Consider the following 12,496-nt stretch of genomic DNA (forward strand, 5'->3'; position numbering starts at 1 on the left):
CGTGGCTGTTTGCCCGCAATCGTGTTGCCAGCGTTACTCATGTGAAAATCGCAGCGTATTGATGAGATTAGCCCTCAAGTTTGACTTGAGGCTAGCGACACGCCGGGAGTGTGAGTGACAGACATTTTCGGGTTGAATCAACGAAGATGGACGCAACAGCAAGCAGGGATCGTAAACAATGAAGAAAGGGCGAGAACAACGCAATGACCTCCCCGAATAACTACCTCGCCGTAATTAAGGTCGTCGGAGTCGGCGGTGGCGGTGTCAACGCCGTCAACCGAATGATCGAGGAGGGGCTAAAGGGCGTCGAGTTTATCGCCGTCAATACCGACTCGCAGGCTTTGATGTTCTCCGACGCAGACGTCAAGCTTGATATCGGTCGTGAAGCAACCCGTGGTCTTGGCGCTGGCGCTAATCCAGAGGTCGGCCGTACCTCTGCGGAAGATCACAAGGATGAAATTGAAGAAACCATCAAGGGTGCGGACATGGTGTTCGTTACCGCTGGTGAGGGCGGTGGCACCGGTACCGGCGCTGCTCCTGTTGTCGCGAATATCGCTAAGAAGTCCGGCGCGCTGACCGTTGGCGTTGTTACCCGCCCATTCTCCTTTGAGGGACGTCGTCGCACCAAGCAGGCACTCGAGGGTATCGAGGCTCTCAAGGAAGCTTGTGACACGCTCATCGTTATTCCTAACGATCGCCTGCTGCAGATCGGTGACCCAAACATTGGCATCATGGAAGCCTTCCGCGCTGCTGATGAGGTGTTGTTTAACGGCGTCCAGGGTGTGACCAACCTGATCACCACCCCAGGTGTCATTAACCTTGACTTCGCAGACGTCCGCTCGGTCATGGCTGATGCGGGTTCGGCGCTGATGGGCATTGGCTCGTCTCGCGGTGAGAACCGTGCGCGTGAAGCTGTCGAGTTGGCAATCAACTCGCCACTGCTGGAAAACACCATGTCCGGCGCTCGTGGCGTGCTGCTGTCGTTTGCTTCTGGCTCGGACTTGGGTATCCACGAAGTCAACGAAGCTGCAACCATCGTTGAAGAGCTCGCTGACCCAGATGCGAACATCATTTTCGGTACCATCATCGACGACAACTTGGGCGACGAAATTCGCGCCACAGTCATCGCGACCGGTTTCGAAGACCTGCACGGCGACCAGGCGAAGCCAGCTAAGCCAGCGCAGACTGCACGTCCAGCACAGTCCGCTCCACAGGAGCAGCCGGCACGGGTTAGCAACGAGATCCCTGGTGGAGACAACCTTCGCTCCACCGAACGCCCAGCTGCACGCCCAGAGCGCAATGAGCCAGCTCCAGCGGATTACCGCGATGAGCGTGAGCGCGAGCCACGTGGCGACCGCAACGAGGACCGCTACGACCAGGATCGTTTCACCCCGCGCACGAACGTAAGCTCCCGTTCCGGTGGCCTGTTCACCGATAACGGCCTGCGTGACCGCGACGAGAACTACCGCGGTGCGCATCGTATGGATGATTCTCGCGACGACCGCCGTTACGACGACCGCCGTGATGACCGTCGTGACGATCGTCGCGATGACCGCCGTGATGATCGTGATGACCGTCGCGGTGGCTACGACCCGAGCAGCGATCTGCCACAGTGGGGCTTCTAAGCTTCAGCGGCGCTAGGCATTCCTAGCTGCGACCTTGCTTGAAGAGCCCGCCAGCTCCTGAAGGGGAGACGGTGGGCTCTTTTTCTGTATATTTCAGCTATGACTTCTCATTCTGATGATCGCCGGCACCGCAAAGTCTTTACAACCCGGCACGGCGGTTATTCGACGGCCCCATTCGATTCCTTCAACCTCGGCGACCATGTTGGTGACGATCCGGAAAACGTTGCTAAGAATCGGCGTCGTCTAGCAGAGGGGTTGGGAATTGCGCCTGAAAATTTCGTCTACATGGAGCAAGTCCATTCGAATAATGTCACTGTGATCGACGGCCCTGTTAACGAGCCCGTGGAAACCACAGATGCTCTCATCACCGCAACCCCAGGGCTGGCGTTGGTGGTTCTGGTCGCGGACTGCGTTCCGGTACTGCTTTCCGACGACGATGCCGGCATTGTTGCCGCTGTCCATGCAGGGCGGATGGGTGCGCGAAATGGAATCGTCCGCAAGACAGTGGAGAAGATGATCGAGCTGGGTAGTAAGCCAGCCGATATTCATTGTCTCCTGGGGCCAGCGGCTTCGGGAGCGCATTACGAGGTTCCCGAGTCGATGGCGATCGATGTAGAAAATCGCCTGCCCGGTTCGCGCACCCGGACTAAAAAGGGAAGCCACGGTATTGATGTCCGTGCTGGGATCATTCATCAACTCGTCGGCATGGGGGTTAGCAACATTAATGCCGACCCGCGGTGCACGATTGATGACCACAGCTTTTTCTCGTACCGCCGTGAAGGAAAAACTGGCCGTCAAGCTGGGGTTATTGTGCTCACCAGCTGAGAGGAAACTGGCGGAGAAAATTCTGTCCTGGGCGTGTCTGCACCGTGAAAGGCATACCTAAACGGTACGTTGGGTGGCAGTACTGATTGAGCCGATCAGATGACACCACCCACGTAAGCCCTACAACGAAAAGAAGGACGTCAACATGGCCAACATGATGCGCAAGGTATCTGACTACTTTGGTCTGACCCCAAGTGACAACGAGCGTTACGAGGCTGAAGGATACGATGACTACGATCGTCGTGAAGTAGATACCTACGCTGACGAGTACCGCAGCGATCGTGACCTGCGTGATCGTGAGGACATGCCACGTCGTGAAGAGCGTGAAAGCCGTTACGAGTCCCGTCGCCCAGTAGATCTGCGTCCGATGGACACGCCAGTTGAGCCACAGCACATTTTCGTTGAGCCAAAGAGCGACTTCCAGGATCGTTACTCCAATGCTCCAGAGATTGGTCGTCACTTCCGTGATGGCGATATTGTCACTTTCGATCTGAGTGAGCTGGATCCAGCACAGCAGAAGCGTTACCTCGACTTCGCTGCAGGCTTGGCATTTGCTTTGCGTGGTCGCATTAAGGCTGACGGCCCAGTGATCACTCTGCTGCCAGAAGGCGTGTCGCCAGCCGATATCGAGCGCGACCGGATGTCTGTCTAAACTAGCTACCGTGCAATTAATTCTTGGCGTTCTACTAATTCTCGTGCAGGTATTTACCTACCTGCTGCTGATGCGAATTGTGATTGAAATGATTCAATCCTTTTCTAAAGCGTGGCGACCTGGCAGGTTGTTCTCTAGCATTGGTGAGATCATTTTTGTGATCACTGACCCGCCGGTCAAATTGCTGCGTCGGCTCATTCCGCCGTTGCCAATGGGTGGTGTTTCGGTGGATATGTCTGTGCTCGTTTTGTTCTTCATTCTGATGATTCTTCAGATGGTGTTGCAGAGCGTCGCACTTCAAGGCGCACCTTTCTAAGCGCCGGGGGTAATCCGGGGGCATAGATGGCAAGGGATCCTGACCAAATGTGGTCGGGGTCCCTTTTTTGTTGGGCGCAGCTATCTAAACCCGCAGGGTAATGCAAAGGTTGAGGGGTTCCCAGACGTTCACGTAGATTGAACGTAGCTAACGCCGGTGTTCAATCTGTACGTCAGCCTGAGAGTTTTCACAGGTTATAGGTAACATGGACTCGGTAATAGCTATTATCGCTGAAAACGCTCCACTTGAAGTGAAGGGGAACTCTCCATGCGGCTGACTCCAGCTGATGTGCATAACGTGGCCTTTAGTAAGCCACCAATTGGCAAGCGCGGTTACAACGAGGACGAGGTAGATCAGTTCCTCGACTTGGTTGAAGAAGCTCTCGCAAATCTTCAGGATGAGAATGAAGAGCTCCGCGCCGAGGTCGAAGAGCTGAAGGATCAGGTCAAGAGCGGCGCTGTTGCTGATTCTTCCGATTCTGACTCCACCGGTGCTGTTTCCGACACTGACGCTGTTGACGAAGACAAGCTCCGCGAGGAGATTGAGGCACAGCTGCGCGAGGAATACGAAGCTCGCTTGGCAGAGGACACTGAGCGCATCAAGGCTGACGCTGACGAGCGCGTTCGTTCCGCACAGGAGCGTGTGGAAGAGGCAGAGAAGCGTGCTGAGGAAGCATCTGCAGGCGAGTCCGCACAGCCAATGGCTGCTGTCGCAATGCCAGCTGCTGCACCAGGTGAGCCAGCAACCCCAGAAACCCACATGCAGGCTGCACGCGTGCTTGGTCTCGCACAGGAGATGGCGGATCGCCTGACTTCTGATGCGAAGAACCAGTCGGACTCCATGCTGACTGAGGCACGCACCCTGGCGGACACCACCGTCACCGACGCGAACAACGAAGCAGAGCAGACCCTCACCAGCGCTCGCAAGGAAGCTGAAGAGACTCTGACCAGCGCTCGCAACGAGGCAGAGGAAACTCTGACCAGCGCTCGCCAGGAAGCTGACGAGACCCTGACCAACGCTCGCGAGACCGCTAACAAGCTGGTCACCGACGCTCAGATCGAGGCGGAGAACACCCTCACTGACGCTCGCCAACGTGCAGATCAGATGGTCACCGACGCGGACAACCGCTCGAACGCAACCATCAAGTCTGCGGAAGAAAAGGCTATCGCACTGCAGGAAGATGCAGAGCGCAAGCACACCGAGATCATGACTACGGTCAAGTCTCAGCAGTCCGCACTCGAGGGTCGTATCGACGAACTGCACACCTTCGAGCGCGAGTACCGCACTCGTTTGAAGACCTTCCTGGAATCGCAGCTGGAGGATCTCCACACTCGCGAATCCGCTGCACCAGCAGAGGGCTACAACAACTAAGGTGCTGATTGCCGAGGGGCGTCGTAAAGCGATGGCGACTCGGCAATAGTACGGACGCAATTTTGCGTTTTCGGCGAATGGCTTTCCTTACCGCACGTGCTACTCCTTTCGGAGTACATGTGCGGTTTGTTGCATTTATGGAAAAGTTGCAGAAGCGGGCTATAATCGAGCGTCATACACGTGTTGATCCGGCTATCACCGGGGAGCGTCCCGGAAGAACGGTCACATTACGCGGACGGATGTAATGCCAGCGCGAGTGTGGCTCAGTAGAACTGGGCGGGTGGAGTCCGGCAGGTAACTCCAGCGATGAGCGGATGTGTCTTAGGGCATATCAAGCGGGGTGGTACCGCGCCGATTGGCGTCCCCGTGGTTGAACTTCAAGAAGCAAACCATGGGAAAGAAGAGAACCACTGTGAATAAGCCGACTCCTGCTGGTGGCGCATACCCACGCTCAACTGAGTTTGGAACAATTTCTGGTAGCCCAAGTTTTCCGCAATTGGAAAGTTCTGTTCTCGACTTCTGGGCCAAAGATCAGACTTTCCAGGAGTCTGTTTCTGCGCGTGATGGCGCAGATGAATACGTCTTTTACGATGGTCCTCCGTTCGCTAACGGTCTGCCACACTACGGTCACCTCCTGACCGGTTACGTAAAGGACATCGTCCCTCGCTACCAGACCATGCAGGGCAAGCAGGTACAGCGTGTCTTTGGTTGGGACTGCCACGGTTTGCCAGCGGAGCTGGAGGCTGAGAAGCAGCTCGGCATCAAGGACAAGGGCGAGATCGAGGACATGGGTCTGGCCAAGTTCAACGACTACTGTGCATCTTCCGTTCTTCGATACACCGAAGAGTGGAAGGACTACGTCACGTGTCAGGCTCGTTGGGTTGACTTTGATGGTGGCTACAAGACCATGGATCTCGATTTCATGGAGTCGGTCATCTGGGCTTTCAAGGCGCTCTACGACAAGGGCCTGATCTACCAGGGCTTCCGTGTCTTGCCATACTCGTGGGCGGAGCACACACCACTGTCGAACCAGGAGACTCGCCTCGACGACTCCTACAAGATGCGTCAAGATCCAACTCTGACCGTGACGCTGCCAATCACCGGCGCCGCAGCTGGTTCTGCTGCAGAAGAAACGCTTGCCGACGGCGGTGAGGTAGCGGAAGCGCTGACCGGTGCTGCTGCTCTCGCGTGGACGACGACCCCGTGGACTCTTCCATCCAACCTGGCCTTGGCTGTTCACCCTGAGATCACGTACGCCGTGGTCAAGGTAGGCGAGGAGGGGCTCGAAGAGTTCCGTGGCAGCAGGTTCTTGTTGGCTGAAGCTCTTGTCGGCCAGTACGCCAAGGAACTGGGCAAGGACTTTGAGGTCGTGGCCACCATGCCTGGTGCTGCGCTTGTCGGCCTGCAGTACACGCCAATCTTCGACTACTTCGCTGATGAACCAAACGCTTTCCGTATCGTTGCTGCCGACTACGTTTCGGTCGAAGACGGTACCGGTATTGTTCACCAAGCTCCGGCCTTCGGTGAGGACGATATGGAGGTCTGTAAGGCCAACGGAATCGGCGTTGTCATTCCTGTCGATATGGATGGCAAGTTCACCTCTCAGGTTCCTGAGTACGAGGGCCAGTTGGTGTTTGATGCAAACAAGAACATCATCAAGGATTTGAAGGCGAAGCAGCGGGTTGTTCGCCACCAGACCATTGAGCACTCGTACCCACACTCGTGGCGCTCGGGTGAGCCTCTCATCTACATGGCGTTGCCTAGCTGGTTTGTTGAGGTCACGAAGTTCCGTGACCGTATGGTCGAGTTGAACCGGGAACAGATCAATTGGATCCCAGAGCACATCCGGGATGGCCAGTTTGGTAAATGGCTTGAAGGTGCACGCGACTGGAATATTTCGCGTAACCGATACTGGGGTGCGCCAATTCCTGTGTGGGTGTCGGACAATCCTGAATACCCTCGCACCGATGTGTACGGTTCGTTGGACGAACTGGAGCGCGATTTTGGCGTCCGCCCTGAGTCTCTGCACCGTCCATACATCGATGAATTGGTTCGTCCGAACCCGGATGACCCAACGGGCAAGTCCATGATGCGTCGTGTTCCTGAGGTATTGGACTGCTGGTTCGAATCTGGTTCCATGCCGTTTGCACAGAAGCACTACCCATTCGAGAACAAGGAATGGTTCGACGAGCACTCGCCAGCGGACTTCATCGTCGAATACTCGGGTCAGTCTCGTGGTTGGTTCTACACCCTCCATGTCTTGTCGACGGCGCTGTTCGATCGACCAGCCTTCAAGACAGTTGTGGCGCACGGCATTGTGCTGGGCAATGACGGTCTGAAAATGTCGAAGTCGAAGGGCAACTACCCGAACGTCAAGGAAGTCTTCGATCGCGATGGTGCTGACGCGATGCGTTGGTTCCTCATGAGCTCGCCTATCTTGCGTGGTGGCAACCTCATTGTCACTGAGCAGGGCATTCGTGAAGGCGTCCGTCAGGCACTGCTGCCAATGTGGAATGCCTACTCGTTCTTGCAGCTCTATGCTTCAAAGCCGGCGGAGTGGTCCACGGATTCCGAGCATGTCTTGGATCGGTACATTCTGGCGAAGTTGGCTGCGACGGTTCGTTCGGTCACGGATAAGTTGAACGAGACGGACATCGCTGGTGCAACCGACGATATTCGTTGGTTCTGTGATGCATTGACGAACTGGTACGTGCGCCGTTCGCGTGACCGTTTCTGGGCTGGCGATGTCGAGCACCCAGAGGCATTCAACACGCTGTACACCGTCTTGGAGACGCTGACCCGTATCGCAGCGCCTCTGCTGCCAATGGCGACCGAAGTCATTTGGAAGTCGCTGACGGGTGGCCGTTCGGTACACCTGACCGATTGGCCAGATGCTGATTCCCTCCCACAGGACGATGCGCTGGTGTCTGCAATGGACATCGTTCGCAACGTGTGCTCGGCAACGTCGCGTGTTCGTAAGTCGAAGAAGCTGCGTAACCGGTTGCCACTGCCGAAGCTCACCGTTGCGGTGCCTGAATCAGAGCAGCTGTCCGCATTCGTGGACATTATCCGCGACGAGGTCAATGTCGATGAAGTCGAGCTGGCGTCTGACGTTGCTGCTGTCGGTACTTTCGAGGTGTCTGTGAATGCTCGTGCGGCCGGACCTCGGTTGGGCCGTGACGTGCAGCGGGTTATCAAGGCTGTGAAGTCGGGCAACTACGAAGTGGTCGATGGCGTTGTCGTTGCTGACGGTATTGAGTTGCAGGAGGGTGAGTACACTCGCAACCTCGTCGCAACGCAGCCGGAAACGACCGCCGAAATCGACGATGTCGATGGTCTGGTTGTGTTGGATATTGACTTCGATGAGTCTCATGAAGCTCGTGGTTGGGCAGCGGACCGCGTGCGTGGTTTGCAGGATGCACGTAAGCAGGCTGGTTTGGACATCAGTGACCGTATCTCGGTGACCATGCAGGTACCTGCGAAGTACGAGGCGTGGGCCAACGAGCACGCTCAGACCATTGCTGGTGAGGTCTTGGCAACGTCATTCAATGTCACCGTTGGTGAAGATGCGTTGACCTACGACTTGGGCGACGCATGCACTGCTGAGGTAGCGAAGGCATAAAATCGGTTTCGGTTCGCTTCACGACGGCCCGCTAACTCTCCTTTGTAGAAAGGGGAGCAGCGGGTCGTTTGTTTTCTGGGAAGGTCGAAGAATCAGACTTATGGCAATCGCGGGTTTTAGAGATTCGCTAGTGCGTAGTCAGCTTCTTCTGTAGTGAACTGCTCGCCGTAGTCAGAAATGAGCTGGTCGTAGATGGCATCTGGAGACATTGCCATTGTGTCTTGGTAGCTACGAGCCTTCTCGAGGGCGTTCTTATTCCAATCTGCTTGGACGTTATCCACGGCATACTGCGCAGCATCCGGTGAGAACTTCTCGCCGTACTCGGAAGTGAGCTGGTCATAAAGGCCAGCCTTAGACATATGCATCATGTTTGCATACGTATCTGCCTTCTTCAGCGCAGATGTGTACTCGGTAGGAACGTTCTGATCAGCCTTGTTAGCGGATTCATCGCTGTCTGCGGCCGCTCCTGTGGTGTCTTCAGCGCGGTCGAGTGCTGGGGCCGTAGCTACGATGCCTGCACTGTCCGTATTGCTCGACGCGGAATCCGTGCTATCGCTACCTCCACCCATCGCAGAGCCAATGGCAGCCAACACGATGATGCCCGCCGCGATGCCGCCCCATTTGAAGCAACCACCCTTCTTCTTTGCTGGCGGTTGTGGCTGCATTGGCTGACCCGCAAATTGCCCTGGCTGCTGCGCATACGGATTCTGCTGACCGTATTGAGGCTGGTTTCCATTCGGGAATTGCTGTGCCTGGAAGTCTCCGGTTGAATTCAACTCCGACATTTTTCTGACTCCAATATTTCGGAAAGAAGGGGCTCGTCGAATTTCGAAGAGCTCAGCATCACTTGCTGATGGTTCACATAGTGACGCATGACGCGGATTGGAGATGTGGAGGTTTCGAACATCTATTTGGCAACGTCGAAAAGCAAGCGAAAGAAAGCGCATTGTGGAGTAGCGATGGCTGTGCCTGAATATGAATATAAAGCCGAGAAACAGTCGTGTTTCATCGGTTTTAAATACCAAAAATCCGTTAGAAAATTAGCTCACAGGCGCGTTTCTATCCACAATTTCTGTATTGACTGGTGCCATTGCCCCTCTTGAACTCTGCCTATCTTGCTAAAACTGCCAGTGGAAATTGTTAAGTGTCGTTCTGTTGTGAAGTTATTAGCGTCAATGGAGCATTGGGGGATGTTTTCATGCAAGAACTGTCGTTTCCAGTAATGAGTTACGAAGCTGGAGAGCTGGAAAATCTCATGGTTATCGACGAGTGTGTGCATAAGATGACGGAATTGTTGGGGCCCGTTTCTGAATGGGAATGGGCGACATTACGCCGGAATACTTTGGCTGAATGTGTATTGGATGTCGTTTTTTCGATTCGTATGCGACATAGTGTGGTTGACGGAATTATTGAGCGCTGGAATGCGTGGGCTTCGGGGCGAGACATGCCAATGGCGAAATGTGCGTCTGTGCTTTGCGACGTCCACGGTGTGGAAGGTCCTGCGTCTGCAGAGCTGCCGGAGATCCCTGACGGGATTCTGCCGAGGAATCGCGTCGCCGGGCGATTAAAAACTGACGTTGTTGCTGACATTGCCGGAAAGCTGTCACAAGAAGGTATTGAGGACATCGCTGACTTTCGTGACGCGGTTCGGCGCGATTGCGCAACGGTGCGTCACTTGTGGCTAGGCGTGAAGGGATTGGGGGTTGGCAGCTGGAATCAGCTGCGCTTGATCTCCGGGTGCGACGTGGTTGATGTGTCGCCCGCTGTCCGGCGGCAGTTGGGTTGTGTATCAGATGCGCCAATCGAAGAAGTCGAAGGCGTGCTGAATGGGGTTGCACAAGAGCTTGGGGTCTCGGCAGTTGTGGCAGAGTACGGGTTGTCAATGATTGCCAATGCTCGGAAGTCGGTCGCCTAAAGGACACGTATTGCCGTACTTGTGAAATCTCACTCTTTCGCACAAATAGGCGAATTGCCGTAAATCTGGCTACACTTATGCCTTATGCAACGCTGGGTCTTACACATCGATATGGACGCATTTTTTGCGTCGGTCGAACAGCTCACCCGGCCAACATTGCAAGATCGTCCAGTGCTAGTGGGAGGACTGGGCGGTCGTGGCGTCGTTGCTGGTTGCTCGTATGAGGCCAGAGCCTACGGGGCTCATTCCGCAATGCCGATGATGCGGGCGCGTCGACTCATGCCACCCGGTGCGGTCGTTGTTGCACCTCGAAAGGGCATCTACGGGCATGTCTCCAAGCGGGTGTTTTCAATCATCCGTGAACGGGTTGATGTCGTCGAGCAGCTATCCGTCGACGAAGCATTTATGGAGCCACCCGAACTGGCTGGGGCAACCACCGATGCTGTTATAGCTTGGGCGGAGCAACTCCGCGCAGATATCCGTGAACAAACAGGGCTACCGTCGTCGATAGGTGCAGGGCCGGGGAAGCAGTTTGCGAAAATAGGTTCCGGCCTGGCAAAACCCAACGGTGTCTTCGCGATGCCAGCCGATAAGAAGGCTGAGCTGCTGGATCCGCTGCCCGTCGGAAAGCTGTGGGGTGTGGGGCCGGTGACTGCAGCGAAACTGAATGCGATGGGGATTTCAACGATCGGTGAGTTTGCCTCGCTACCGTTGCGCGATGTCGAGATTTCATTGGGGAAAACTGTCGGTCCCGCATTGTGGTCAATTGCGCAGGGCATTGATGAGCGTCCGGTGAAAGAACGAGATGTCGCGAAGTCTATTTCTTCCGAGTTCACGTACCCCGAAGATTTGCATTCGCAGGCCCAAATGGATGCGGCCATCAATCGAGCCCTCGACAAATCCTTCGAGCGATTGTTGAAAGACGGTCGTGGTGCTCGAACAGTTACCGTTAAGGTCCGATTGGCGGATTTGAATATCCATACCCGTTCGGAAACGCTTCTGTATGCAACGCAAGACAAAGCTGTGCTGTCTGCCGTTGCTCATCGACTTGGTTTTTCGCCAACCGTTATCGGCCCAGTGCGACTTGTAGGTGTCGGCTTTTCCGGTTTGGACGAGAACATGCAATCGGTTCTCTTCCCGGAACTGGAGCAACAGGGCGCCGGGAGTGTTGTGACAGAAGATTCCAACACGATCGACACCTCCTTGGCAGACGAACCCGCCGGACTTGTCGAGCTCACCGGCAGCAGCGAACTACCCACATTCCGCGCCACGGACTCGACGTGGCTGCCCACTTCGGATGTTCATCACGCGGAGTATGGACATGGATGGGTGCAAGGAGCAGGACACGGCATCGTCAGTGTCCGATTCGAAAGCCGCAGCACAGGCCCCGGGCGGATGCGAAGCCTCAAAGAAGACGACCCCAATCTTCAACCGTGCACACCAATCTGCAGCCTCGACTGGAACGACTGGTCACCCGTACCCTTAGATTCATGACGGACTCACACGCTAGCGACCACGCCTCCACAGCAACCCCGAAGCTCACTGCATCGCTACGCAACACCGGGCGAACATATGCGCCCACCATCGAAGAACTTGACGACGGCCGCACGCCCTTCGAGCACATGGTCTCAGGCGATTGGTATATCGCGGATAGCGAAGAACTGACTACGCTGCATGCTCGGGCGATGCAACTTGGCCGAGAATTCGCAGATGCCTATGTTAGGGACCAGGTTGCGGCACAGGAGATCGTCGCAAAGCTTGTGGGAAGTTGCGGAGAAGGCACCGTGGTGCGCCCGCCGTTCACTGTTGACTATGGCGTGAACATTCACCTGGGAAAACGGACGTTTATCAACTTTGGTTTGGTAGCACTTGATATTTGTCGCATCGACATTGGTGATGACGTACAAATCGGTCCGAATGTGCAGCTGCTGGGTGCAGTCCACCCCTTGGACCCGGTCGCTCGAAAGAAGTACATTGAAGCCGGCGATCCCATCGCTATTGGCAACAACGTGTGGATCGGTGGTGGAGCCATTGTGCTGTCCGGTGTGAAGGTTGGTGACAACGCAGTCATTGCGGCTGGGGCAGTGGTGACGAAGGATGTTCCCGCCAACGCGATTGTGGGCGGGAACCCGGCGAAAATTATCAAGTACGTCGATTAGTGCCCTGAACG

The 12,496-nt window shown here is 55.6% G+C and carries 10 protein-coding genes; 9 read left to right on the plus strand and 1 reads right to left on the minus strand.

Annotated features, from left to right (window positions below; genetic code table 11):
* The first annotated feature begins 203 nt into the window (after positions 1 to 203).
* From ftsZ to ileS, 6 genes are all read left to right on the plus strand, one after another.
* The gene (gene ftsZ, locus WG934_RS09775) at positions 204 to 1,625 is read left to right on the plus strand and encodes a cell division protein FtsZ (RefSeq protein ID WP_339989922.1); all 1,422 of its coding nucleotides are present in this window, start codon (positions 204 to 206) and stop codon (positions 1,623 to 1,625) included.
* A gap of 99 nt (positions 1,626 to 1,724) precedes the next feature.
* Complete coding sequence (gene pgeF, locus WG934_RS09780) at positions 1,725 to 2,450, plus strand: peptidoglycan editing factor PgeF (protein WP_339989923.1); 726 nt, start codon at positions 1,725 to 1,727, stop codon at positions 2,448 to 2,450.
* A 145-nt stretch (positions 2,451 to 2,595) separates the two neighbouring features.
* Positions 2,596 to 3,102, plus strand: coding sequence for a cell division protein SepF (locus tag WG934_RS09785; protein WP_339989924.1), 507 nt, complete (start codon positions 2,596 to 2,598; stop codon positions 3,100 to 3,102).
* 10 nt (positions 3,103 to 3,112) lie between these two features.
* Positions 3,113 to 3,418 carry a YggT family protein gene (locus WG934_RS09790; protein ID WP_339980129.1) on the plus strand — a complete coding sequence of 102 codons (306 nt, stop codon included), beginning with the start codon at positions 3,113 to 3,115 and terminating at the stop codon, positions 3,416 to 3,418.
* A gap of 267 nt (positions 3,419 to 3,685) precedes the next feature.
* A complete protein-coding gene (locus tag WG934_RS09795) occupies positions 3,686 to 4,789 on the plus strand; it encodes a DivIVA domain-containing protein (protein WP_339980130.1) in 1,104 nt (367 codons plus the stop codon).
* Between the two features lie 391 nt (positions 4,790 to 5,180).
* Positions 5,181 to 8,411 carry an isoleucine--tRNA ligase gene (gene ileS / locus WG934_RS09800; protein WP_339989925.1) on the plus strand — a complete coding sequence of 1,077 codons (3,231 nt, stop codon included), beginning with the start codon at positions 5,181 to 5,183 and terminating at the stop codon, positions 8,409 to 8,411.
* Between the two features lie 116 nt (positions 8,412 to 8,527).
* Here ileS and WG934_RS09805 read toward each other — a convergent pair whose 3' ends face one another.
* Entirely contained in the window at positions 8,528 to 9,196 is a 669-nt protein-coding gene (locus WG934_RS09805) for an Ltp family lipoprotein (RefSeq protein WP_445228237.1), read from the minus strand.
* A gap of 437 nt (positions 9,197 to 9,633) precedes the next feature.
* On the opposite strand from WG934_RS09805, the gene WG934_RS09810 reads away from it, so the two are divergent.
* From WG934_RS09810 to WG934_RS09820, 3 genes are all read left to right on the plus strand, one after another.
* On the plus strand, positions 9,634 to 10,326 hold the full coding sequence (locus WG934_RS09810; protein ID WP_339989926.1) for a hypothetical protein: 693 nt from the start codon (positions 9,634 to 9,636) through the stop codon (positions 10,324 to 10,326).
* A gap of 84 nt (positions 10,327 to 10,410) precedes the next feature.
* Entirely contained in the window at positions 10,411 to 11,820 is a 1,410-nt protein-coding gene (locus WG934_RS09815) for a DNA polymerase IV (protein ID WP_339989927.1), read from the plus strand.
* On the plus strand, positions 11,817 to 12,485 hold the full coding sequence (locus tag WG934_RS09820) for a sugar O-acetyltransferase (protein WP_339989928.1): 669 nt from the start codon (positions 11,817 to 11,819) through the stop codon (positions 12,483 to 12,485). Before WG934_RS09815 ends, WG934_RS09820 begins: the two co-directional genes overlap by 4 nt.
* Positions 12,486 to 12,496 lie beyond the last annotated feature (11 nt).

The sequence above is a fragment of the Corynebacterium sp. H78 genome, assembly GCF_037572275.1.
In the GTDB taxonomy this organism is placed as follows: domain Bacteria; phylum Actinomycetota; class Actinomycetes; order Mycobacteriales; family Mycobacteriaceae; genus Corynebacterium.